General features: G+C 42.9%; 17 protein-coding genes. All 17 read left to right on the top strand.

Going from position 1 to position 25,682, the window contains the following annotated elements:
- Positions 1-120: 120 nt before the first annotated feature.
- The 17 genes from MKY54_RS28925 (at position 121) to MKY54_RS28845 (ending at position 25,646) form a co-directional block, all read left to right on the top strand.
- Positions 121-1,119, top strand: coding sequence for a rod shape-determining protein (locus MKY54_RS28925; RefSeq protein ID WP_036681546.1), 999 nt, complete (start codon positions 121-123; stop codon positions 1,117-1,119).
- A 47-nt stretch (positions 1,120-1,166) separates the two neighbouring features.
- Positions 1,167-2,045, top strand: a complete 879-nt coding sequence (locus MKY54_RS28920; RefSeq protein ID WP_038573634.1) for a flagellar hook-basal body protein — start codon at positions 1,167-1,169, stop codon at positions 2,043-2,045.
- Positions 2,046-2,096: 51 nt separating this feature from the next.
- Positions 2,097-2,918 (top strand): flagellar hook-basal body protein, encoded by an 822-nt coding sequence (locus MKY54_RS28915; protein WP_076099680.1) that lies wholly within the window; start codon positions 2,097-2,099, stop codon positions 2,916-2,918.
- A 10-nt stretch (positions 2,919-2,928) separates the two neighbouring features.
- A complete protein-coding gene (locus MKY54_RS28910; RefSeq protein ID WP_036681538.1) occupies positions 2,929-3,153 on the top strand; it encodes a DNA-directed RNA polymerase subunit beta in 225 nt (74 codons plus the stop codon).
- A gap of 263 nt (positions 3,154-3,416) precedes the next feature.
- The gene (fabZ, locus tag MKY54_RS28905; RefSeq protein WP_036681536.1) at positions 3,417-3,839 is read left to right on the top strand and encodes a 3-hydroxyacyl-ACP dehydratase FabZ; all 423 of its coding nucleotides are present in this window, start codon (positions 3,417-3,419) and stop codon (positions 3,837-3,839) included.
- A gap of 42 nt (positions 3,840-3,881) precedes the next feature.
- Positions 3,882-5,603, top strand: a complete 1,722-nt coding sequence (locus MKY54_RS28900; protein ID WP_076219973.1) for a phospho-sugar mutase — start codon at positions 3,882-3,884, stop codon at positions 5,601-5,603.
- 128 nt (positions 5,604-5,731) lie between these two features.
- Positions 5,732-7,768 (top strand): DUF5693 family protein, encoded by a 2,037-nt coding sequence (locus MKY54_RS28895; protein ID WP_076219972.1) that lies wholly within the window; start codon positions 5,732-5,734, stop codon positions 7,766-7,768.
- The gene (gene csaB / locus MKY54_RS28890) at positions 7,744-8,877 is read left to right on the top strand and encodes a polysaccharide pyruvyl transferase CsaB (protein WP_076279125.1); all 1,134 of its coding nucleotides are present in this window, start codon (positions 7,744-7,746) and stop codon (positions 8,875-8,877) included. The genes MKY54_RS28895 and csaB overlap by 25 nt, the downstream gene beginning before the upstream one ends.
- A 6-nt stretch (positions 8,878-8,883) precedes the next feature.
- On the top strand, positions 8,884-9,639 hold the full coding sequence (locus MKY54_RS28885; protein ID WP_036681526.1) for a WecB/TagA/CpsF family glycosyltransferase: 756 nt from the start codon (positions 8,884-8,886) through the stop codon (positions 9,637-9,639).
- 116 nt (positions 9,640-9,755) lie between these two features.
- A complete protein-coding gene (locus MKY54_RS28880) occupies positions 9,756-10,883 on the top strand; it encodes an MraY family glycosyltransferase (protein WP_036681523.1) in 1,128 nt (375 codons plus the stop codon).
- 160 nt (positions 10,884-11,043) lie between these two features.
- Positions 11,044-14,970: an S-layer homology domain-containing protein gene (locus tag MKY54_RS28875; protein WP_339188766.1), complete on the top strand. Its 3,927-nt coding sequence runs from the start codon at positions 11,044-11,046 to the stop codon at positions 14,968-14,970.
- 154 nt (positions 14,971-15,124) lie between these two features.
- Positions 15,125-15,466 (top strand): hypothetical protein, encoded by a 342-nt coding sequence (locus tag MKY54_RS28870; protein ID WP_036681520.1) that lies wholly within the window; start codon positions 15,125-15,127, stop codon positions 15,464-15,466.
- A gap of 500 nt (positions 15,467-15,966) precedes the next feature.
- Positions 15,967-18,819 carry an Ig-like domain-containing protein gene (locus tag MKY54_RS28865; RefSeq protein ID WP_076307531.1) on the top strand — a complete coding sequence of 951 codons (2,853 nt, stop codon included), beginning with the start codon at positions 15,967-15,969 and terminating at the stop codon, positions 18,817-18,819.
- An 87-nt stretch (positions 18,820-18,906) separates the two neighbouring features.
- The gene (locus MKY54_RS28860) at positions 18,907-19,446 is read left to right on the top strand and encodes a hypothetical protein (RefSeq protein WP_076123912.1); all 540 of its coding nucleotides are present in this window, start codon (positions 18,907-18,909) and stop codon (positions 19,444-19,446) included.
- 153 nt (positions 19,447-19,599) lie between these two features.
- Positions 19,600-19,869, top strand: a complete 270-nt coding sequence (locus MKY54_RS28855; RefSeq protein ID WP_036681516.1) for an alpha/beta-type small acid-soluble spore protein — start codon at positions 19,600-19,602, stop codon at positions 19,867-19,869.
- Between the two features lie 339 nt (positions 19,870-20,208).
- Positions 20,209-21,411 carry a methionine adenosyltransferase gene (gene metK / locus MKY54_RS28850; protein WP_036681514.1) on the top strand — a complete coding sequence of 401 codons (1,203 nt, stop codon included), beginning with the start codon at positions 20,209-20,211 and terminating at the stop codon, positions 21,409-21,411.
- A gap of 200 nt (positions 21,412-21,611) precedes the next feature.
- The gene (locus MKY54_RS28845) at positions 21,612-25,646 is read left to right on the top strand and encodes an Ig-like domain-containing protein (RefSeq protein ID WP_339188763.1); all 4,035 of its coding nucleotides are present in this window, start codon (positions 21,612-21,614) and stop codon (positions 25,644-25,646) included.
- Positions 25,647-25,682: the final 36 nt, after the last annotated feature.

The raw sequence follows: 25,682 nt of genomic DNA, 5'->3' as shown, positions 1-25,682 counted from the left end.
AAATTTAAGGAAATATTCAGCTTTAATACATTGTGTACTTCCCCTAAAGTATGGTATTTTTAAATTTAGTACTAACTGCTGTTTTTTCAATTAAAATAACACTTTGGGGGCTCTTTCATTATGTTTAGCAAGGATATCGGAATCGACCTCGGCACGGCCAATGTGCTCATACATGTTAAGGGAAGGGGAGTCGTTCTGGATGAACCTTCCGTGGTCACACTTGAAAGTGATACGAAGAGAGTCCTTGCGGTGGGAGAACAGGCACGTCGCATGGTTGGACGTACACCTGGAAATATTATAACAATCCGTCCTCTCCGGGATGGTGTCATTGCAGATTTTGAAATCACAGAAATGATGCTCAAGTATTTTATCGACCGCGTTGGCGGCCGGTCCTGGTACGCACGGCCCCGTATTCTGATTTGCGCCCCTACAAATATTACATCTGTGGAACAGAAGTCCATACGGGAAGCGGCAGAGCGGAGCGGGGCTAAGGAAGTTTTTATGGAGGAAGAGCCAAAAGCCGCTGCAATCGGAGCGGGAATGGATATTTATCAGCCTAGTGGGAACATGGTCGTCGATATCGGTGGCGGAACGACGGATGTAGCCGTACTTTCTATGGGCGACGTCGTTACCGCTTCTTCGATTAAAGTCGCAGGAGACAAGTTCGATGAGGCCATTTTAAGATATATTAAACAAAAGTATAAGCTGTTAATCGGTGAACGTACGGCAGAGGATATTAAGGTTACAATTGGCACCGTGCGTCCAGGCCTGATGCAGGCTGAAATGGATATTCGTGGTCGTGATATGGTAAGTGGACTCCCTCAGACGCTCACTATTACTTCAGGCGAGGTAAAAGAAGCACTATGGGATCCGGTTTCTTCTATTGTGGCAGCTGCTAAGTCCGTTCTGGAACGTACACCGCCTGAGCTATCCGCAGATATTATTGACCGGGGTGTTGTTCTAACTGGTGGTGGCGCTTTACTTAATGGATTGGACGAGCTCCTCTCAGAAGAATTACATGTTCCGGTGTGGATAGCGGAAGACCCGATGCATTGTGTAGTTAAGGGAACCGGAATAATGCTAGATAATTTGGACAAGGTCGTTAAGAAAAAGTTCTAAGCAGCCGATATAAAAGGTAGCAAAAGATTCGGAAGGGGACTACCTTCATGATAAGAGGATTATATACAGCCGCTGCAGGTATGGTTACACAGCAGCGTAGACATGATACGGCAACACAGAACATCGCTAACTTGAATACAACGGGGTACAAGCAGGTTGACAGTGTCAATCATGCTTTTCCGGATGTACTGATCTCTGCTATGAGTAATGGCAATACAAAGCCAGTGGGGCGCCTTAACACTGGGGTTTTTGCAGAACAATCGATATCCCAATATTTACAGGGTGATTTAAGGGAGAGCGGCAAGACCATGGATTTTGCTTTATCTACGGATTTGCAAGTAGCTGATCCAGTGACAGGTCAAAATATCTCCTTTGATGGTTCAGGCAAATATGTAAGCCCTGAGGGTGAGGTTGTTTATCGTCCACAGGCCTTCTTTACTGTACAGGATGCTGAAGGGAATAATCTGTATACGCGAAATGGGAGCTTCTCAATAAACGCGGCTACAGGAGAGGTACTGAGCAGTGGTGGCTTCAAGGTTCTTGATTCCACAGGCAAGCCCCTTGTCTTGACAGGAAATCAGGACACCCTTAAAGTGGACGGGCAGGGTAATTTGCTTAATCCAGTAACAGGACTTCCGACAGGGACCAAGCTTGGTGTGAGTGTAGTAACAAAGCCACAGGAGCTTGTACGTGACGGTAATGGTGTATTTCACGCTGATGATGTAGAGGCGGCAGATATCCGTTTCTCTAACGGAACAGATAACATGCAAGTACGCCAAGGTTACCTGGAAAGCTCCAATGTAGATCCTACTCAGGTTACTGTGGATTTGAATGCCGCCTATCGGGCTTATGAAGCGAACCAGAAGATTGTTCAATATTATGATGGCAGCTTGCAGAAGGCTGTAAGTGAAGTTGGCAGGGTATAGGCAGTGCTTAGGAATGAGCTTTACAGGTAGAGCTTATAGGAGGTTTGATCTATGAACAACTCAACGATTAGTGCAGCAGTCTCCATGTCGAGCCTTCAGCAGCGGCTTGATATTATAGCGGATAATCTAGCCAACATGGATACCAATGGTTATAAGAGCAAGCAGGGCTCTTTTGAGGACGTGCTGACTCGTGTACAACAGCAATCAGATGATTATGACCAACCGGGCCGTTCTACACCCCTAGGCTTTAATATGGGTTTTGGGACTTATGTGCCTTCGATCTCAACGAATTGGGAAGAGGGACCCCTTAAAGAAACAGGGAGTCCGACCGACTTAGCCATTCAGGGCAACGGGCTTTTTGGTGTTCAGGTCAATGGTACTACAGCGTATACACGTCAGGGTGATTTTCACTTTATTCCTGACACGACTGATGCTAAAAAGATGGTATTGGTTGATAACACAGGAAACTCGGTTTTAAATACAGAGGGCAAACCTCTAACGGTTCCTGTAGGTGTGAATGCTGCTATCGATGAATCTGGTCGTGTGTTAACAAAAAAGACGGAGAATGGACCTGTTCAGGTAGCGGGTACTATAATGATAGTAGAACCTAAGACACAGAATGCCTTAAAGGCTGTCGACGGGAATTTCTATATGCTTGCAGATGGGGTTACAGCACAGCAGGCTTTTGTACAAAGAGCGGCAGGCGAGGCATCTGGAATTGGAGTGCGCTCAGGATGGCTGGAGCAGTCGAATGTCGATATGACCTCAGAAATGACAGAAATGATGCAGATTCAACGCACGTATCAACTCGTAGCTCGGGCACTTTCGTCCAGTGATCAGATGTTTGGTCTAGCCAATAACATGCGCGCGTAGAGGTGAAGGAATGGATCGACAGGAAAAAGTTAAATCGGAAGAGAAGAAAGAACCCTCTCCACGAGGGATCTCCAAATGGACCATGATACAATGGGTTCTTATTCCCTTGCTTCTCGTAGCTGCACTTGGAGGCGGCCTGGCCGTCGGTTACGTTGTCCTGGGTAAGAAAGAGTTAAGCGATGCTCTGCAGTGGAGTACGTGGAGACATGTATATGATTTGGTTTTTGCTCCATAAATGAAGATGATTTAACCACTCCCTTGTTATATAAGGGAGTTTTCTTTTTTATGCTGAAAAATGTATAATGGTGGGGGGCCTCGGGCAGCAAAAAGGGCCCTCTCCGCCATGCTGCCGCATCCGGTGGAGAAAGCCCCTTATCTCAACCTCCACTTCTGCAGTTGGTGAAGGATAAATATAGTTTTTACCGAACCTGCCTAATTTTATGCATTTCGGCAAAGAATAAAAGAAAATGTGCAACATCCGAAAGGAGTTTTGTCATAATGCTGGATATCAACCAAATTCAAGAAATCATCCCCCATCGGCCTCCATTTCTGCTGGTGGACAAAATTATCGAGATTGAAATGGGCAAAAAAGCTGTAGGAATCAAAAATGTAACGATCAATGAACCGTTCTTTGTAGGTCACTTTCCGGGCTATCCGGTAATGCCGGGTGTACTGATTACAGAAGCCCTTGCACAAGTGGGTGCGGTTGCTATCCTGGGAGTAGAAGCTAATCGCGGCCGAATCGGTTTTTTAGCTGGGCTGGACGGATTCCGTTTCCGTGGTCAAGTGGTACCGGGCGATACACTTACTCTTGAAGTAGAGATCACCCGCCTTAAGGGCAGCATCGGAAAAGGACAAGCTACTGCTTCCGTTGAAGGTAAGGTTGTAGCCTCTGGAGAAATTATGTTTGCTCTGAGCTAAATATTTTATTTTTCTATAAATATATCTAAAGGAGAGATTCATATGACTCAATTAAGTGCGAAAGCGGCAGACACATTATCCCGCTGGTTGCAGGACCCTTCTGTTGACGAGGCTACAAAGGCAGAGCTTCGCGCTCTGGAGAATGAGCCACAGGAGCTTGAAGAGCGTTTTTACAGAGACTTAGAGTTTGGTACAGGCGGCTTGCGTGGGGTTATTGGTGCGGGCAGCAATCGTATCAATCGTTATACTGTTGGCAGAGCTACACAAGGCTTCGCTAATTATATTCTAGAAAAGCATACTGGAGAAGGCAGACCTTCGGTTGTTATCGCGCATGACTCTCGTCGCTTCTCGCCTGAATTCACACTTGAGGCTGCTCTTGTACTGGCTGCTAATGGCATCGAGGCGCATTTGTTTACCTCCCTTCGATCAACACCACAGCTATCATTCAGCGTGCGTTATTTGAAAGCAACAGGTGGTATTGTAATCACCGCGAGCCATAACCCTCCTGAATACAATGGTTATAAGGTCTATAATTCGGAAGGCGGACAGCTTGTACCACACGAAGCCGAAAAGGTCATTTCTTACATACTAGAGGTTGACACTTTTGATGGTGTAAAGCGGATTTCGCAAGAAGAAGCTGAAGCTCAAGGGCTGTTGCACTGGCTAGGAGAGAAGGATGACGAAGCGTTTACCGATACTGTTGCTGCGGTCAGTCTTGCAAGTGAAGAGATTGCCTCTACGCTTGGAAAAGACTTCAAAATCGTATACACTCCGCTGCATGGTACAGGTAATTTGCCAGTCCGCCGTGTACTTGAGAAAATCGGGTTCACCCAGGTACATGTTGTACCTGAGCAAGAACAGCCGGATTCTGAATTCTCTACAGTGAAATCGCCGAACCCGGAGGAGCGTGAAGCTTTTACGCTGGCTATGAAGCTGGGCGAAGAGTTGAATGCTGACCTTTTGATTGGTACAGATCCTGATGCAGACCGTATGGGTGCGGTAGTTCGCGACAATGAAGGTAAATTTGTTGTTCTGTCCGGCAATCAATCCGGAGCACTGATGATTCATTACTATTTGAGTCGTTTGCAGGAACAAGGAAAGCTGCCTAGCAATGGTGCGGTTGTAAAGACTATCGTTACTAGCGAAATGGGGGCTGCTGTAGCTTCTCATTATGGTGCAACTGTATTTAATACGCTGACTGGCTTCAAATATATTGGAGAAAAGATGACCCAGTTCGAACAATCCGGAGAATACACATATCTTTTCGGATATGAAGAAAGCTATGGTTATCTTGCAGGCAATTATGCTCGTGATAAGGATGCTGTTCTTGCTGCTATGCTTATCGCTGAAGCGGGTGCTTATTATAAAGCTCAAGGCAAAACATTATATGATGTTCTTCAGGAATTGTACAAGCAGTTCGGATACTTCTTGGAAAGCTTGGAGTCCCGTACGCTGAAAGGCAAAGATGGCGTTGCGCAAATTCAAGGAATCATGAATGATTGGCGTTCTAATGCACCACAAGAAATTGCTGGATCTGCCGTAACAGAAATTCAGGATTATTCCCTGGGCTTAAATGGACTGCCGAAGGAAAATGTACTGAAGTATTTGCTGGCTGACGGATCTTGGTTCTGCCTGCGCCCTTCCGGCACAGAGCCTAAGATTAAAGTTTATTTTGCAGTAGTGGGTGACTCCCTGCAGAATGCTAAGGATAAGGTTGCTGCACTGTCGAAACAGGTTATGGCTCGCGTTGACGGGGGACAATAATAAATATAGAGTGCTTTCTATATTGTGAATTATATTTTACGTAGAAACGGGTACCGTCTCTAAAAGGATGACGATCCGTTTCTACTTTTGTTAAAAGAGTTTTTAAAGCGAAAGAGGAGGTACTTTTGGTGCGGCAAAAATGGCAACGTTGGAATATTACTTCCCGAAAGTGGCTGTGGATCATAGTTGTGGTTGGCGTTATAGCAGCCTTGCCTGTGGTCTATGATCGACTGCAGACGGAGAAGTCTTCCAAGACAGTAGAATTTGTATTTGATTATCGTGATCTGGTTGATGTAGCCAGCTATCGTGCAAATCCACAAGATTATATTTCCGAACAGTTAGATCGCCTTAAAGACGCTGGTGTACAGAGCATGGCGATTTACGAAAGCACATTGGAAGATTACCGTAAGGCGCGTCGTCTAATGATATGGGGTGCGGCTGATATAGCTAATCTTACGGACACGATCATACCTGAAAATGAAAACTATACCTATATTCTGTTTACCAGTGCTGATTACAGCGATACTTTAGCGCCTGTAATTAAAGAAGCATTTAGTAATCTTGGGATTAATTCAAGAGACTGGAGTTTCCGCGGACAGCAGGGGCTTATCATCGAGACCCCGCTAGAAGACGCTACATTGAAGCCGCTGCAGCCCGATCCATTTACACTGGACATGCTGCATAACAAGGGATTCAGTATTGTACCTCGTCTTGTGGATTCTCTGACTTATAATGAAGCCACGGTAAAGAAGCTGTTGGATCGTTATGAGGAATTGGGTGTTAAACGGATTCTATTTGAAGGTGAGTCTGTTAAAGGGTTTAATGATGATGCCGATACTGGCAGTATCACTGACTTTGCTAATCTCCTTAAGGAACGTGGAATGGGGATTGCAGCAATTGAGAATATTAAAAAACAGCAAAAGGGCTTTAACAGGCTCGCTTATTTGCTGGATTATAATGTGACACGTTTATATTCCCTTAGTGAGGGAGATTCTGCCTTAGATCCAAAAGTAATTTCGGACCGTTTCGCTCTGGCAACAAAGGATCGGAATATCCGCATGATCTACTTAAACACGATTCCTGCAAGAAATACTGCTAAGGCACAGGTTACAGATACATTAGATAACCTTATTACCAGCCTAAGCGAACCAGGCGGAGCAGTTGAGCAGATTAAAGACAATGGATTTAAACTGGGACAAGCTACGGCATTTGAGGTTGTAGATTCCTCTTATCAACGTTACTTTAAGCTAGTTGCGGTGGTTGGAGCAGTGTCTTTAGTGGCTCTGCTGGTCTCTTACTTCATTCCACAGCTCACGCTTGCTGCCTGGGTGTTAGGTCTGATTGGAAGTGCAGGCCTGATGCTAGTGAAGCCTGAAATGTTTGAACAAGCGCTCGCGCTTGCCGCTGCGATAAGTGCACCAACGCTTGCCGTTGTGCTTGCCATTCGTAAGGTTAATGAAATGGGGCCACCTCTACGGAGCAATCCCCTTACCTATAAGGCTATGAGCCCGCAACGCCGGTTTACACATAGCTTAGTGCTTTATTTTAAGACTTCACTGATCTCTTTGAGCGCTGTGCCGTTTATGATAGCACTGCTTAATAATGTAACTTATAGCCTGGTTCTCAACCAGTTCCGTGGTGTCAGTCTGCTTCATATGGCGCCTATCGGTCTTGTGGCACTTTACGTGCTTTTGTATCGTGGGGATTTTGTCTTTAACAAGACAGGTAAGCTACTGCGGACACCAATCACATTTGCGATGATTATCATTGCCTTTGTTTTGGCGGTTGTTGGCTATTATTACATGACCCGTACAGGTAACGGTGGCAGTGTGAGTCCGTTGGAAATGGTTTTACGTACATTCTTGGAAAATACGGTTGGCGTTCGACCGCGTAATAAAGAGTTTTTGCTAGCGCATCCGTTATTAATTCTTGGCGCATTCTTGGCCTTTAGATATCGGAATGCAGCGTTTATCATGATTATTGCTGTAATCGGTCAGCTCTCGATGGTAGATACCTTTGCTCATATTCACTCGCCAGTTCTGATCTCGCTCATTCGTGGCTTGCTCGGTCTTGGATTAGGACTGATTATTGGTGTGATTGCCGTAATCGTATGGCAAATTGCAGAAGGGTGTTGGAAACGATGGTCGCCACTCCTAAAAAGATAGTTATTTCCGGTTATTACGGTTTCCATAACAGCGGGGATGAGGCGGTACTGCAATCTATATTGATTGCACTGCAACAACATGCTCAAGCTGCAGGTATAGAGATCGAACCCATTGTCTTGTCCATCGATCCTGAGTGGACTAGCGCCACATATGGAGTGAAATCTGTGCACCGGATGAAGCTGGTTGAAGTCCGTCAAGCTATTTATGAGAGTTCTGGTCTGATTAGCGGTGGAGGCAGCTTGCTGCAAGATGTAACAGGAAGCAAGAGTATTCCTTACTATTTAGGTATTATTAAGCTTGCGCAGTGGATGGGTAAACCGACCTTTATTTATGCTCAAGGTATCGGACCTGTGAATCGTAAGCTTTTCCACCCATTAATCAAATCAGTGTTTCGCAAATGTACTTATATCTCTGTGCGGGATGAACAATCCCGCGAGCTTTTACTTTCTATGGGATTAGAACAGAAGAACATAGAGGTTGTTCCTGACCCGGTGATGGGCTTATCTTTACCTGAAGAGACTGATGCTGCTGAATTACCAGAGTCTTCAGATTCACTTCCGGTAGTAGGTATTTCGGTACGTTATTGGGAACAAGATCGCAAGGAGCTGGACGCTCTTGCTCAAGGCTTGATTAAGGCGAATCTTGAAAAACCATTGCATTTAAGATTCCTTCCGTTTCATCTTCCATCTGATATTGAAGCCTCACGTTATGTGATGGAGAAGCTGGAAGAAAATATAAGCCAGCATGGGGGGCAGGTCAGTATTTGTGAAGATGCCAGTCATCCGCAACACATGCTGCGGGAAGTAGGGCAATGTGAAGTGCTGATCGGAATGCGTCTTCATAGCCTGATTTATGCCGCAGGGCGGCGAGTTCCGCTGATTGGTATCTCTTATGATCCGAAAATTGATCATTTTCTAGACAGAGTTCGGTGTCAGCCTGTGGGCACGACCCAATCATTAGATGCTGGACAAGTTGCTGCTGAGATAGGCCATCTTTTGGAAACAGCAGAGGGATGGAGAAATGAGAGGGAGACGATCCTCTCCTCGTTGATTCAAGAAGCAGGGGCTCCAGCACGGCAAATCGTAGAATATTTCCACCATAAAGGATGATCTAAAGTGAAAGCAGAAAGCGCGGTACCTACAGTTCCTATTTTTGGGATTAGAGTCTCCAAGGTTGATATGGCAGCAACTGTTGCATATTTGACAGAGGCGGTTCATACCCGTATCCCGCATCAAGTGATTACAGCTAATCCGATTATGGTTATGGCTGCTTTGGAAGATCCAGCTTATATGGAGATAATGAAGTCAGCTGAATTAGTTGTCCCAGATGGAACCGGTGTGGTATGGGCTGCTAATTATTGTAAGGAGCCTGTAACCGAACGGGTAGCTGGTTTTGACCTGTTACATGAATTGATGCAACAGGGTGAAAGATATGGATGGAAGGTATATCTCCTTGGTTCTACACCTGAGGTGATTCAGGAAACCGCTGAAAGGTTACAATTGCAATATCCGCGTGTTATTATTGCAGGATATCATGACGGTTATTTTGGTCCGGAATCGGATGATGAGATTATTGCTGGAATTGTTAAAACCAATCCTGACTTATTATTTGTGGCCAGAGGCGCGGATAGTCAGGAACCATGGATTGCAAAACACAAATCCAAGTTAGGTGTTCCGATCATGATGGGGGTCGGCGGCAGCTTTGATGTAATTTCTGGCAAGAGCAAGAGAGCACCAAAAGTTTTCCAAAAAATGAGAATTGAATGGTTGTACCGTTTATTAAAAGAGCCTACGCGGTACAAAAGAATGCTTGCGTTGCCGAAATTCGCATTAAAAGTGGTGCGTGAGAAAGATAAAGTAACAAAAGTCTAGTCAAATGCCGATATTCACCTAGAAAATCAGATGAATAGCCTAAAAAAGGGATTGGAATTTGTTTTTGTAACAGCGTATAATTCAATGCGGTAGAGAAATGGGGGTCGACTGATCAAATGTTAATCATATACATCGCTGGATTTATCGTATGCATGGGACTCGCACTTGGCCTCACACCTTTGGTGAAGAAATTCGCCATTAAGATTGGTGCGACAGATGTGCCGAATGCTCGTAAAGTGCACACGAAAATTATGCCCCGCCTTGGCGGATTAGCTATTTTTCTGGCGTTTGTGTTAGGCCTGCTTGCCGTATTGCCGATTATTCCATATGAGTTCACTCCGCGGGAGGCCAACTTCATCAAAGCGCTGCTGTGTGGCGGCGGACTGATTGTACTTATCGGAGGGTTGGATGACCGATTTGAATTATCAGCAAAGTTGAAGCTGCTGGGCCAAATTGTTGCAGCATGTATTGTAGTTTTCGGTTTTGGTATTACTGTAGATTTTGTGAATATTCCATTTAACAATACGTATTCTTCATTGGAAAGCTGGATTGCTATCCCGCTTACGATTTTCTGGATTGTTGGTGTCACCAATGCTGTTAACCTGATTGACGGGTTGGACGGGCTTGCTGCTGGTGTATCAGGGATTGCGATTGCTACGATTGCGGTAATGGCTTTCTTGATGGGTAACACGATGGTTGCCATGTTATGCCTGTTGCTTCTGGGTAGCATAATCGGATTCTTGTTCTTCAACTTCCATCCCGCCAAGATTTTTATGGGGGATACGGGATCGCTGTTCTTAGGCTTCTGCTTAGCTTTACTTGCTTTGCTAGGGTTTAAACAGATTGCCGTGGTTTCGTTTATTACACCTTTGCTTATTATTGGTGTACCGTTGTCGGACACGTTCTTTGCGATCGTGCGCCGTAAGCTGCAGAAGAAACCAATCTTTGCACCAGACAAAGGTCACTTGCATCATTGCCTTCGCGAGCTAGGCTTTAGTCATCGTCAGACTGTGCTCATTATTTATGGTATTGCTGCATTTTTTGGAGTTTTAGCTGTTATTCAATCCTCTGCCGCTCTTTACGAGGCGAACTGGGTTACCTTTGTAGTCATCTGCATCATGCTCTTCTTCTTGCAGATTGGTGCGGAAGTTACAGGTTTGATCGGTAAGACTAAACGTCCGCTGATTGATTTCTTTTTAAGAATTCGTATGAAGGCTAATCCGGAAAGAGGTTCCAAATCTTAATTTATTAATGGTATTATTCTAATATTTTCTATAACTAACAAAACTCATCCCTTTTCGGATGAGTTTTTTGTTGTTTTCCCTAAAAATATCGCCTCCTATGACCGATAAAGAACAAAGTGAAGGTTTACGAGAATTTATACTCAAAGGAGAGATATAACACATGCAACGCTTTAAGAGACCGTTCGTTTGGCTGATGCTGGCGGCTTTGATCGTTTCTATGTTCCCAGGTAAATACACGCCCATAGCGGCAGCGGCTACCACGAGCTCCACGACTTTCTTCAGTCCGGATGATCTCACATTACGTAATACTGTTCTGTTGAAACAGGATGTTGTAGCAACAACAGCTAATCCTAATCCTGAGGGACTTATTGACCGTTCTAGTGTTTACAAAGTAAGTAGCCCTACCTTTTCAATTACAGGAACCTACTCTCAGGTAACATCTTCCACGATGAAGGTTACTGTAGAGCAGCTTACAAAAGATAGTCAATCTAATAAATGGGTAACAGATGCTACTCACCTGACTACGGGAGCGGTAACAACAGATACCAATAGCCCGGATAACCGTTTTGTAGCATCTGGTCTTGTTTTGTATACAGGTTTTAATAAGGTGACCTTTTCTGGTATGCAAGGGAATCTCCAACGTTCAGAATCATTTTATGTTCTTTATGATAAAGTTCCCTATGTAACAGAATTAAAAGTTTTGGGTGGTCCTTCTGCGCTTAATTTAAATGAAGGAACACAAGTTGTCGTACCAGTATCTACAGTTACTCTTCAAGGTAAAGTAACGAATGCCACTAAAGTCAGTGTCTCCGTGAATGGAGGAACTGCATTACAAACTTCCCTATTGGAAGACGGAACATTTTTCACCCCCGCGCTGAACTTGAGTCCGGGATTAAGTACGCTTAAGATTGTTATTCAAAATGCTTCGGATTCAATAACAATAGACAGATCCGTATATTTCTTTGATAAGGATCAACCGTACGCTTCTTTGAACATCAACCACGACAATGCGGACTATAATATCTTAAATGATAATGTGCCTACGTTGACTGCTGATTTGACTCCAAGTGTTGCAGGTTTTACTGGACAGATCTTAGTTCCATATAACGTGGCTCCGTTTGCAACAAATGCTGTGCTAACTCTTAATAAAGGTAATAGTTCCGAAAAAGTTGTAACGATTAGTGCTGTGACAGAAGAATTAACAATTCCTGGTCCTGATGGCGTTACGCCAACGTATAAATTGGTTAAATTTAAGACTGCAGCTGATTTAGAAATCTTGGCGGGTGTAAATGACTTTAAATTGTCTGTAGATTATGGCAGCCACAGCAGTTCTCATCTTTATTCATATAAATTTTTGAAAAATGAGACTGTTATAACAGAAATGTACTACCTTCCTGGATATACAGGCTCAGGTGATCTTACCAATATCTCTAAATTGCCTTTGAATGGCCAACAGTTAGAGACGGATAGTTTCTATATAATGGCGAAGACAAATAGATCAACAACCCCAGCAGATATAACTGCAAACTATTTGCCTTTGAGTAATAAACCACTATCCATAGATTATGTAACTGCAGGCACAGGAACAAATGAATATATTTATAAAATATCAGGGTTCTCTAATGGTCAACAAAAGGTACAATTCCGTTATAAAGGATCAGAATCCTTCTATAATGCTGATATTTCATATGTATCGAAAAACTATATATATGTAAGTAATCTGCAAGATGGTCAGACCTACGAATTCGATTCCAGTGTAGAAAAAAAACTTAATGTCGCTGGGGAATATATCGGGTTCGAAAATATAGAAAATGCACAAGTGCAAATTAACGGTACAGACAGTAACTCATTATCTAGCAATCCTTTTAAGCTTGAAGTAGAAAAAAACTCAACAGTAAATAAAACAACTTTTAATTTCACTGTGACAATCAGTCAGACGGGACCACTGGTATACGGTGAGAATAAAATCGTGTTTACTGGAGTCTCAAGAGATAATGCTGGTAACCAACGTATTATCAAAAAAGAACTTAAAATTTACATCATTGATACCAACATTTCTGGGATAAAACAATTCCATCCTACTTTAGGGGATAATCGTTTACCTTTTACAACTACAACCCTTTCTAATGAAGTCGAGCGTAATGCCATGCTGGCATTGCCAGCTGAGATTGTATATAAGGATGAAAAATATACAACAAGCAAAGATAAATTCGACTTGGTACTACAAGGTAGTGGTGCTACAACGCTGAATCTATATCAGGGCTCTACTTTGGTGTTTACTTCGACGGGGCAGGATAAGCTGCTAATTGACGGTACGGAATCCGATGGACCTATTGGTCCTAAACGTTATCCTGATGAAGTGGCTGCAAATGGTTTGTATTATGACTACATTGGCAGTGCTAAAAACTTTATTTTAAGATTACGTGACATTAAGTTTGATGCCCCAGGAAGTCAAGTTTATACCCTAGAGCTTATTAACAAAACAGGAGCAAGAACTACACAACGTCTTGAAGTAGTGCGGGAAGTTGCTCCATATCGTCTTCTGTCACCTGTAGCGACGGTAGGTGAGCAAATTGTTGTTAACAAAAACTTTGTTCGTTTTGATATTGAGGCTGAAGGTGCCACTAAAGTAATAATTGGCAAAGAAGAAGCAATTAAACGTACGGATTTGCCAAATCAAGATCGCTTCACCTATGATTATGTGGGCTTAAAAGCAGACAAATCGAATCCCATTAAGATACAAGTGGTTCGTGCTAACTCCACAATAAGCGATACTATAAATGTGTATTATGCTAGTGCAGTGCAGATTGATACACAATATATGGCTGAGAAGGTAGCTACGAAGTATAGTGTCTTTAATAAAACCTTGGAATTGAACTTCCCTAAAGGCACGATTATGAAGGGATATACTAGCTCTGGTGCTGCAAAATATTATCCTAATACAAAACTGTTGTTTGGTATCGCGGATCCCGCTGATGGCGTTGTTGAACGTAAGAATGATTACGGGAACATTATCAACGTAACGGGTAGTGACGACAGAACCGAAGGCGGGGGCGGGCAGCTTGTGATTCCACAGGATCTTGCTCTACGCTTTACATCAACCGTTTCTACTAATAACTTTTCGAGAGTATCGGATATCTATTGGCTTAGTGGTGGTCTAGGAAATGATGGCGTTAATCTTGAGACCAACGGGGTTACCCCGCATTTCGTGGATGCCAGTGGAAAGACTGGATACTTTACGCAGTATAGTCAAACAAGAAAAATCGTACCTTCCCAACGTGGTGAATTGACGCTTACTTTCAACTCCAGCATTGTGGATGAAGTGGGATCGACTATTACAGTATTCCGATATACAGATTCAGGTAAGTGGGAGAATTTGGGCGGCGTCGTAGATACGAAAAAACATACCATCACCGTTCCATTCGATGAATTTGGTTATTACACTGTTATGAAGCTGCGCCGTGGTTTTGTTGATATTACGAATCATCCTTGGGGCAGAAATATAATGAATGGATTGTATTCCAAAGGATTTATGACTAATCTTCGAGCAGATGCATTCGGGGCGGATGATTTGACCACTCGTGGTGAATTCGCTACATTGTTGGTGAAATCATTAAGTATTCCTTTGAACTATGATGCTAATAAACAAACCTTCTTTGATATTGTGCCAGAAGCCGTAGCGGCTACATGGGATTTCAAACACATTGAGACAGCTGCTAGGGCAGGTATTGTTACAGGCCTCAGTGATGGCTTCTTTGGGCCTGATCAAGCCTTAACACGTGAACAAGCCGCAGTAATGATAGCTAGGGCGTTGAAACTCAAGATGTCGTTGAATGACAGTAAACTGTTGGCAAGCTTAAGCAAATCATTTGTTGATACAAGCAACATGGATTTCTACTCACGTCCTGCAATTGAAGCTATATCTAAAGCTAAGATTATGGAAGGAAGTGCTGTGACCGTTACAGGCCAAAAGAAGCCCGTCTATAACTTTAACCCGAAGGGTAAGTTGACTAGAGCAGAGGCCGGTAAGATTACTGTGGCACTCTTACAGAAGAGTACAAGCATCTTCCCTAAGAACTTTAACTAAAGAATAAAAAAGTGCTCCGGCCTGCGAAAAGTATTCGTAGGTCGGAGTTTTGATGTAAAGATAACAATTACCAGCGACATAAATTTTGTAATCTGCACCGATTTACGATACAATAATGTAGAAAATATTATTTTCTGAAAGGTGAAAGCCATCGATGAAACCGATTTTATCAAAAGCACAGTTGGATTACATGAAAGCCAAGAATATGTTTGAGAATAGAGCAAAAGTGTTGGAGAAGGAAATTGCAGCTAAACGGGCACTACAGGAGATCACTCAAGAGGTCATGGAGGAACTGGTGCAAGCAACAGGATTCCACGATTCATACAACGAGCTTGTTGTTACTGAGAATGCTCTGATCGAATGGTCTCATACTACAATCAAGCATGAGAAGAGCTACCGCGAGAACCGCGCAGCTATTGATGCAATGTATGACAATGTGAACTCGAGTCCTGAGAAGCGTCAGGAATTGATCCAATTATCTATGAAGATTCGTTAGAAACAATGTAATAGAAGCAAGCGTCGGCAACGGCGCTTTTTTTGTTTTTTGTAGGAATGTTTAAATTAATAGTACAAGTGTTAATGATTCTTAGTAAATATTGCATAATGACGTTTAGAAAGCGACTATGATATACTGTTTTCCGTAGGCACCCATGATTAACAATAGTTAGTAGAACATACATATGTATCTTCTAATGGGATCACACCGGAAAATATAAAAAAGAAGATTTTTTTTGAGAAACCGCAACTTTTTCAAATCTTCTGCGTTTAAGGTGTAGAGTCATTTACACAGGGGCTGAAATTAACCGCTGGTAAAGCCAATTTAACAAAATGGAAAAATTAGCTTTACGTGACTTGAGGCACATTGTATAATACTTAGGTATAATTAGGAATCTAGTATTGTCATGTCCTAAAATCGTTTACCAGTTTCTGTGATACCCGTCACAGACATTATTTATACTTAATTTGCTCAACTCGGGAAAGGGGGTGCATCGGCTAATGAGTGACATGAGCTACTCAACTAAAGAAAAATCTCAGTTTATGAACGTCCAAGGAGGAGAAAAAAAGGTTATGAAGAAAATTTTATCCGTAGCATTATCTACAGCAATGGCATTCTCGATGTTTGCCTCTGTAGCGTTTGGTGACGCAGCAACAACTCCGCAACAAAAATTTGATGCTTTGGCAGCGAAAGGTATTCTCAACGGATACCCAGATGGTCAAGCTCACCTTGAAAAAGATCTTACTCGTGCTGAGTTCGCGAAGATCGTTACTAAATTGTTCGACCTTACTGAAGTAACTAACAAATTGTCTTACAAAGACAAAGGTTACAACGCATCGAACTGGGCTGTGCCTTACATCGAAGCTGTTACTGCAGTAAACTACATGCAAGGTAAAGATACTGTTAAAGGTATCTTTGACTACAACGGTAAAGTAACAGTTGAAGAAGTTGCGGCTGTATTGTTCCGCGCTTTGAAATTGGAACAACCAACTACAACTGATAATTCTGCATCCGCATGGGCTAAAGGTTATGCTCAAGCAGTAATCAATGCAGGTTTGGTTGCTAAAGACACTAACTTCAAAGCTAACGCTAGCCGTTCTTTGGTAGTTGAAACAGCTTATGCTGTGGATCAATTGAGCCAAGCAGCTACAATCGTTTCTGCTGAAGCATTGAGCCCAACTAAAGTAGTTGTTACTTTCTCTGACAAAACTACTACAACTGTTGAATTGACAACTGCTCTTGTAGCAGGCGTTGAAACTACAATCAACTTCAAACACAATGATCATGATTACACTACAAAAGTAACTTTGGCAGCTCCTAAGGTTGTTTCCGCAGAAGCTCCAAATGCTAAACAAGTAGTAATCAAATTTAACCGTTCAATCGATGTTGATACACTGGCTGAATCCAGCAAAGTTATCGACGGCGTAGTAAAAGTAACTAAAGTGGGTAGTGATGTTAACGAAGTAGCTAATGCTAATGTTACCTTCAACGCTGACAACACTGAAGCTGTTATTACCCTGCCAGGAGTTAAATTCCTTAAAGGTAACTACACTGTAGTTCTTAACGATGCTGTAACAACAACATCTGCTGAAGCTATCCCAGCTTACACACAACTGATCACTGTTGCTGATACAGTTGCTCCAACACTTGCTTCTGCTAGCTCTACTGCAAAAGCAACTACTAAAGATGTATACGTGAAATTCAGCGAACCAGTTAAAACTACTGGTATTGTTGCTTACGTAAATGGTCAAGTTGCTACTGTAACTGTAACAAATGATACTTACACTGAGTATAAATTGTCTGCAGGAACATTGGATAGCGGCAAAACTTACGATGTATCGTTGCTTAACGTTACTGACTTTGCAGGTAATGTAGCTAATCCTAACCCAATCAAAACTACTGTAACTGTAGTTTCTGATGTTGCTGCTCCAGTAATCAAGAGCGTAACTCCAGTAAGTGACAAGTATGTTGAAGTTGAGTTCGACAAAACAGTTGATCGTGCTTCTTTGGTTGGTAATGTTCGCTTGTTGAACTCCGTTGGTGAAAGCCAAGGTACGTTCCAAGTGTTGACTACTGACAATGGCAAGAAGTTCACCCTTCAAAGCCCATTGACTAGCTTCCCTTCAACTGGAACTTTCACTGGTTCTGTAGTATTCGGAGCTTCTGTAAAAGATACTCTGGGTAACATTTTGGGAACAGCTGCTAGCCAAGCAATTACCTTTACTAAAGACACTGTAGCTCCTACTGTAACTGGTGTTACTTACACTACTACAGCTGTTAATAAAGGTCTGGTTCTGAAATTCTCTGAAAATGTTGTATACAAAGGTAAAGGCACCCTGCAACTGATTAATGATACTACTGGTGAAGCTACAACTGTGCTTCACAATTCTAGTCTTGTTAAAGGTAGCGGAAGTACTTTCACTATCACTGGTGTAAGTGTACCAACTGCTGGTAGCTACACATTGCGTATTCCTGCAGGATTGTTCGTAGATAAATCCTACAGTGCAAATGAACTGACTGCTGCAGTATTGCCTGTAACAATCGGATCTACTTCAACTGACGATAAAGCTCCAGAATTGTTGGTTGTTAATGGCGCTGCTCCTATCAAGTTCTATGATAGCAAATCTGTTGGTGATGACACTTATGGTGATGCTTTGATCACTGTTGATCTGTTTGATGCTAGCGGTTTGAAATCATCCACAATTCTTGATAAAAACAGCTACACATTGAACAATGCTGGTCTTCCAAGCACTTCTTACGTTACAATTAAAACATTGAACGAAAAAGGCGAAGAAGTATCATCTGCTACTAACCCAACTCGTGCTCGTGCATATGTATATATCCCTAGCTCCAGCATCACAGAAACTAAAGACTATGTCTTTGCTGTGAATGGTGTTACTGATACTGCTGGTAACGTAATCGATGGTACAGTTGCACAACAAAAAGGTAAGCTGACTAGCAGAATTAGCCCTGCGTTTGATTCAGCTGTAGTATCCAGCGGAGGTTCAACTGAACTGATTCTCGGATTCTCCAAAGACCTGAATGAAGCTACAACTGAAGCTGACTTGAAAGCGAACCTGGAATTCTACATCAACACTGATGTTAATTCTAGCAACAAAATTTCATCAGAAAACATTCTTTCTATCACTCCGATTAAATACGGATCTGATAAAGGAAAATGGTCTGTTAAATTCTCCAAGAAAATCATTGATTCCGCTGCTGGTGCTAAAGAAGAACTTGATCTTAACGCCAACGGTGTTAACAGAATCATTGTTAAAGTTAAGAAAGACGCTGCAATCTTCGATGCTGATGGCAACAAGATCAAAGGCGAAACAGAAATCTCCGCTAAGTAATCTCCGATTACCGAAGCACAGAATAGCCTCTTCGGAGGCTATTCTTTTTTTATAGGTTTTTATCCCCAATAATGAGGAGGAACTTCTTTGAAATCGGTATGGAAAGTAACAACCACCGCTGTATTGCTGGCTGGTAGTGTATGGGCTGGATCTCTGCTAAATATTACTGCTGAAGGTGCAGGTGTTGGTTCTCAGCCTGGCACAACGGATGATCCTGTAGTTACGAAAAGCTACGTAGATCAGCAAATTCAGAAAGCACTTTCAGGTGGTACAGTGACGACTCCGGTAGCGACTGCTACACCTGCGCCTAGTGCAACCACAGCGCCAGTAGCTACACCTGGTCAAAATAGCAGTAATGAATCTGTGATTGTTGATGTGAAGCCTGGCCAAACTTTAATTGCTTCTGCAGGCGCTGAATTTATCGTTCGCGCGGGTAAAGCAGTAATCGTTTCACAAGATGCGAATGGTGTGGCAGATTTAACAGATGGTAAAGATCTAACAAATGGACTAGCTGCACCATCTAACCACTTATTGTCCTTCCCTCGTGATGGTCGTGGAATAACTGTTCAAGAGGGTCAAACACTTGGTCTTGTTGTGATGGTTCGTGGTGGATATACCTTGAAATAATGTGTAATGATATATATTCATAATGCCCGTAAACAGACGTAATCATACCTTCAAACTGTTTTCCAAAGTTACAAATCATTGGCGCGATTGAAGATTAAGTGATGGACGCACAATATTCCTGTAATCTTACAAATTCACAGGAGGTGCTGTAACATGGCACGTAATAATCGTACAGTCGTACCTGAAAGTCGGACAATGCTGAAACAAATGCAATATGAAATTGCAGCTGAATTTGGATTATATGGGGCTCATTATGGAGGCGGGGCAGACACGGAGTTTGCTTCTGAGTTAGGAGCAGTCGGAGGTAGTGGTTCTGGCCGTAGTCAGTACCTTGGGCATCTAAGTTCAAGGGATAATGGGTCTGTTGGAGGAGAAATTACGAAGAGACTCATTAAGCAAGCTGAACAGTCTCTTTTTCAATAATATCAGGGGTTAGGATGCCCTTATTCCTTATCTGATATTGCTTTTTTATAGCGTGAAATCAATATTCATACTCTCACGGGGGGTTCTGTGTTTAATTGACACCACCCCCTAAATAAGATAATATGACTTTTGAGGAAAGCCTTAAACCTTTTCCATATGGAAAAGGTTCATTTTTTGAAGAGTTTAGTGAATGTAGGCATCAAATTTTGCAAAAATCCTTCATAAAAAGAAATCAGGCAAACCTGAATTATTTATATTATTTAGTTTTATTATTTGGCCTGTTATCATTAAGGAATCCCTTATACAGTGTCAGACTAACCATATGGGAGGTTGTTATACTTGTCTATTAAAGGGCGTCATTTGTTTACTTCTGAGTCCGTTACGGAAGGGCATCCGGATAAAATCTGTGACCAGATTTCCGACGCGGTATTGGATGCATTTTTAGTTAATGATCCTAATGCACGTGTAGCCTGCGAAGTAGCAGTAGCAACAGGTCTTGTACTGGTGATCGGGGAAATCAGTACCAAATCAGAGTATGTTGATATTCCTGCCATCGTACGCAATACCATCAAAGAAATTGGATACACACGTGCAAAATATGGTTTCGACTATAATACTTGTGCTGTGTTGAGTTCTCTTAACGAGCAGTCCGCTGATATTGCCCAAGGTGTTAACTCTGCTTTAGAACACCGTGATCCTGCTCAAGTAGCTGAAGAAACTGCTAATATTGGTGCAGGCGATCAAGGGCTCATGTTTGGGTTTGCTACGAACGAGACACCTGAACTGATGCCACTGCCGATTGCTTTATCACATCGTATTGCACGTCGTTTATCTGAAGTTCGTAAGAACGGAACCTTGGACTATCTTCGTCCAGACGGTAAAACACAAGTTACGATTGAGTATCAAGATGAAAAACCTGTACGCGTAGACGCTATCGTAGTATCTACACAACATGCAGAGGAAATTTCTCTTGAACAAATTCAGGCGGATATTAAAGAACATGTTATTTTGCCTGTTGTTCCTGCGGAACTGCTTGATGCAGAAACCAAATACTTTATTAACCCAACCGGACGTTTTGTTATTGGGGGTCCTCAAGGGGATGCTGGTCTAACTGGCCGTAAAATTATCGTCGATACATACGGCGGATATGCTCGTCATGGCGGCGGAGCATTCTCAGGTAAGGATCCAACTAAAGTGGACCGTTCTGCGGCTTACGCGGCTCGTTATGTAGCTAAGAATCTTGTAGCTGCTGGTTTGGCCGACAAATGTGAGATCCAACTTGCCTATGCCATCGGTGTAGCTACTCCTGTCTCGATAAATGTGGATACATACGGAACAGGTAAAATCAGTGAAGAGAAAATGGTTCAACTGATCAGCAACAACTTTGATCTTCGCCCTGCGGGCATCATTTCTATGCTTGATTTGCGTAAACCGATTTATAGACAAACTGCAGCTTACGGTCATTTCGGACGTACTGATGTTGATCTTCCATGGGAACGCGTAGATAAAGCAGAATTGCTAAGAGATCAAGCAGGGTTGTAATTCATCATACGGTCTTATAATATGTTAACCCGCAAGTTGGCCATGGTGTCAGCTCTGCGGGTTATTTTGCGTGCGAAAACGAGCAAGGCTAGTGAATCTAACCATAGAGAAGTAGACTACTAAACTTTGCCAGCCTTTTAGCCGAAATATAAGAATATACATAAAGACGATAGTATGGCTTGAGAGGAGTCTATCACGGAATGAAAAGAAAAATTTCAATATGGACGGCACTTATTCTAGCGGGAGAGTTAGTACTTGGTTCGGGTTATCCTGCTATTGGAATAGGGAATTCAGCAGTGTACGCTGCATCAGAGTTTGGTATAACAGTCTCACCAGCGCCTGGAGCAAGTTATGTAAGTATAGGATCATCCCTTAGACTGAGCTTTGATCGTCAAGTAAACCCGCAGTCAGGTGAAATTACTATTACGGGTCAAGGTGATAGCTCACCTTTTTTAACGATTCCTATTGGTAGTTATGGTCTAATTGGTAGTTCAAAAGATTACGAGCTTAAGCTAAATCAACAGTTTACTTCAAACAAGACTTATACAGTGACAATCCCTAAGGGGTTGTTCAAGGATAATGATGGTAATGAGTCAGGTGTTACTTCATGGGCATTTACTACTGCGCCTGAGAGTAATACAGCGATTACGGCAGGCAACTTTTCACCTGCTAATAATACAAGAGTGGATGCAGGAGCCCTTAAGGAGCTAAGTCTAACCTTAAATAAAAACCTGATAAAAGGTGGAGGTTCCATTCGAATTTTGTCGTCTGCAGATAATGCAACCGTACAAGAGTTCAAAATTAAGGATGATGATACTAGAGTCAACGTTCAGACTGATGCTAACTCTACTACAGTTAAACTAACATTGGATAAAACATTGGCCTCCGGAAGTAACTATTATGTTCTTATAGATTCTTATGCTTTTAAGGATGTTGATAATCGAACGTATTCCGGGATTTCAAGCGGTGATGTGTGGAGCTTCTCTACTAAAGGTGTGGCAGAGATTCCAGTGACTCCTGCACCGGCAAACGGATCAGGTGGGGTATCTACCACTGGAGCCCTACAGCTTACATTTGATCGTCCTATGATGCCTGCAGCTGGAACCATAACAGTATCTCCAGGTGCAGCTAACGATGCTAGAACGAGATGGCTTAATGTAAACTCCCCAGCCGTTACAGGAGGAAGCAGCAGAACTATAACATTGCTTCCAGCATCAGCAGCATCACCCTTGCTAAACAGTACGCAGTATACGGTGACGATACCGCAGGGAGCTTTTTACGATCAAGACGGAAATGTATTTCCGGCTTCGGGTGCGTATACCTGGACATTTACAACGGCTTCTTTGACAGGACTTAACGTAAGCGCGCTAAACCCGGCTGACCGGAGTGAATCCATAGCTAACAACAGATCATTTTCTGTCACATTCAATCGTAATGTGAATTATAACAGTGCTGTGGAAAATGGCGTAGCACTTTATAAAAGTGGTGGCGCACAGGTTCCGGTTACTGTTAACCGGAGTACAACTGCTGCAAACGAATATGTAATTACGCCTAAAACAGCTTTAGATAGCGACTCAACCTATTATATTGATATTGCTAAAGGAGCTTTTGTAGACGCTATTGATGCTAATGTTATCTATGATGGACTAAGCGGCAAAAATTCATGGAGCTTCCGGACCTTGTCTCAGGACAAAACAGCTCCACAGCTCACATCTGCATCACTCGAGAACAATCGGACCATTCGTTTAAAATACAATGAGAGTCTCAACTCTTCCATTGCACTGTTGATCTCCAGTTTTAGTGCTACGGTGAATGATGAGAGTCGTACAATTGAAAGTGTCTATATCCAGGGAGACAGCGCCTATGTGGTACTCAGTACAGGGGTAGCGGTTGGACAGAACGTGAAGGTTAGCTATACAGGGGGTCTGCGGACCATTCAAGATCCAAGCGGAAATGCAGCCAGCACCTTTAGCTCAAAGCAGGTTACTAACACTATCGAGTCCTCCATGCCTACACCCAAAGATGGACGGATCACGGGTAGAACGGTAGCGTTGAATTTCAATGACTCCTTAAAGGCAGTTTCCTCTTACGCACATAGTCAGTTTCTAGTGACTTCAGATGGGGGATCCCTAGGGGTCAACTCCATAAGCTCCAGCGGGAACACTGTATATTTAGGGTTAAATAGCGATGCTTCTAATGGCCAGACCGTTCGTGTCTCCTATTATGCAGGCTCTTATCCTTTGCAGAATTCTTTTGGACAAAATATTGCGGATTTCACAGATTTCTACATTCGCAACAGCAATGATACAATTCCACCCGTGTTCCAAAGTGCAACCGGAGGTGGCAATAAAATCCTTCTGAATTACAATGAAGGCTTGTCAACGACAAACCTCCCGATGAACAGCCAGTTCTCTGTGCTTGTTGGCACCACTCCTAACTATGTTACGAATGTATCGGTCAGTGGCTCACAGGTCACGCTAACGCTCCAGAGTGCTTTGGCGGTGAATCAGAATGTTACTGTATCCTATGTTCCGGGGACTACCGGAATAAGCGATTTAAATGGAAACCGTGCAGCTTATATTAACCTGCAGCCTGTGTCCATCTCGGAAAACAGCGGAACTAGCATACCTGAGATTAGTTCTGCCACCATCAATGGCGACGAGCTTACGGTTACATTCAGTAAAAACATGCAGGCATCTGGTTCCCTCTACGCTAATCAGTTCGGAGTTAGAGCAGATGGGAGCAGTATGGGTGTACAAAACTACACTTTGTCAGGGGATGCTTTGAAAATAACAACATCCTCAGTAGTAAAGACCGGGCAAACTATCGATTTGTCCTATATGTCAGGTTCAGGTACGATCAAGGATCTGAACGGTAATATACTGTCCTCATTCTCTTCTCTCTCTGTTAAGAACCTAACCGGCGTGAGCACCGGAACGGGAAATCGTCCATCCTATCTAGGGACGCTTGCAACAAGTGAGTTTGGAAAAGAATACGCGCTGCTGAAGAGTGACTCTTCACAAATCGTGGATGACCGTTCGTTATACAATCAATCTGTAAAAAGATATACCTTAAACACAGATCGCCTGACGGCCAGTTATGAATATCTGTATAAGGCAAGTAGTGATACATTAGCTTTTGAGGTGCCTGCTACAGAACAATCGGCCTATGTGACTGTTCCTTTAAAGCCTTTGCTTGATGCTGTAAATCGTAGTAAAATCACAAAATTTATGATACGTTATGGCGATCACTTATATAGCGTAGGACTAGACGATATCGATATGAACGGATTAGCGACTAGCTTGATTGCAGATAGTAAAAATATCTCGCTGGTGTTCCGCTTAGAAAAGGTTCCGGCAGGTACGTTCTCCCCATTTGAGCAAAAGCTAAAAACTATGGGGATGCAGAGCGTTACTAGTCTTATGGATGTCCGGGTGACTGCGATAGTAAGCAGCAATTATTCTAATGCTAAGGCATTATCGGTACCTGGAGAATACACTGTGCGTACAACTTCTTCATTGAACAATGCGCAGACATCTGCTGCTAGACTGGATCTTTCCTATTACGATGCAGCCTATCTGCCAACAAAAGTAAGTACGGTAGGTAGCTATACGATTATTCGTGCTCGTACGGAGGGTAATCAGGTGTTAGGAACTTTTATATCAACCCGGGCCTTCTCAGATATGAGTAAGCATTGGAGTAATTCGATCGTAGCAGAGCTTAGTGCAAAAACTATTATCGATAGCAGTTACGGGACTACATTTAGTCCAGAAAAAAAGATTACCCGTGCAGAGTTTGCAGTAATGCTTAGCCGGGGACTTGGTTTGCTAGGCGATCGCGAGACCGCACAGCGCTTCCGGGATGTGCAGCCTTCTACACAAACTGGAGACTATATTGGTGCAGCAGCTAAGGCTGGTATTATTACAGGGAACACGGATGGCTCCTTCCGGCCTAACGATAATATCACTCGTGAGCAGATGGCAATCATGATGATTCGGGCAATGGAATACACCAAACATCCTATTACATTAAGCGGCACTTCTGCCTCAACACTGGCTCGCTTTAAGGATAAGTCCAAAATTCAGAATCAAAGTGCAGAATTCGTAGCTAAAGCTGTGCAATCGGGGATTATTTTGGGAATGACCACAAGTGAGTTCCAACCTCAGGGTAATGCCACTCGTGCACAAGCTGCTGTGATGTTGCATCGGATGCTGAAGCAAACAGATTATTTGTAGAATAAATTGATTGGTAAAGCCTGGCATTCTGCTGGG

Source organism: Paenibacillus sp. FSL P2-0121, from assembly GCF_037975345.1.
Lineage (GTDB): Bacteria > Bacillota > Bacilli > Paenibacillales > Paenibacillaceae > Paenibacillus_AQ > Paenibacillus_AQ odorifer.
This window is presented reverse-complemented; position numbering and strand designations above follow the sequence as displayed.

Bases quoted from the DNA above. Each gene is read 5' to 3' on its own strand.
- MKY54_RS28925 (WP_036681546.1), top strand. From the start codon at position 121: ATGTTTAGCAAGGATATCGGAATCGACCTCGGCACGGCCAATGTGCTC.
- MKY54_RS28920 (WP_038573634.1), top strand. From the start codon at position 1,167: ATGATAAGAGGATTATATACAGCCGCTGCAGGTATGGTTACACAGCAG.
- MKY54_RS28915 (WP_076099680.1), top strand. From the start codon at position 2,097: ATGAACAACTCAACGATTAGTGCAGCAGTCTCCATGTCGAGCCTTCAG.
- MKY54_RS28910 (WP_036681538.1), top strand. From the start codon at position 2,929: ATGGATCGACAGGAAAAAGTTAAATCGGAAGAGAAGAAAGAACCCTCT.
- fabZ (WP_036681536.1), top strand. From the start codon at position 3,417: ATGCTGGATATCAACCAAATTCAAGAAATCATCCCCCATCGGCCTCCA.
- MKY54_RS28900 (WP_076219973.1), top strand. From the start codon at position 3,882: ATGACTCAATTAAGTGCGAAAGCGGCAGACACATTATCCCGCTGGTTG.
- csaB (WP_076279125.1), top strand. From the start codon at position 7,744: ATGGTCGCCACTCCTAAAAAGATAGTTATTTCCGGTTATTACGGTTTC.
- MKY54_RS28880 (WP_036681523.1), top strand. From the start codon at position 9,756: ATGTTAATCATATACATCGCTGGATTTATCGTATGCATGGGACTCGCA.
- MKY54_RS28875 (WP_339188766.1), top strand. From the start codon at position 11,044: ATGCAACGCTTTAAGAGACCGTTCGTTTGGCTGATGCTGGCGGCTTTG.
- MKY54_RS28870 (WP_036681520.1), top strand. From the start codon at position 15,125: ATGAAACCGATTTTATCAAAAGCACAGTTGGATTACATGAAAGCCAAG.
- MKY54_RS28865 (WP_076307531.1), top strand. From the start codon at position 15,967: ATGAGTGACATGAGCTACTCAACTAAAGAAAAATCTCAGTTTATGAAC.
- MKY54_RS28855 (WP_036681516.1), top strand. From the start codon at position 19,600: ATGGCACGTAATAATCGTACAGTCGTACCTGAAAGTCGGACAATGCTG.
- MKY54_RS28845 (WP_339188763.1), top strand. From the start codon at position 21,612: ATGAAAAGAAAAATTTCAATATGGACGGCACTTATTCTAGCGGGAGAG.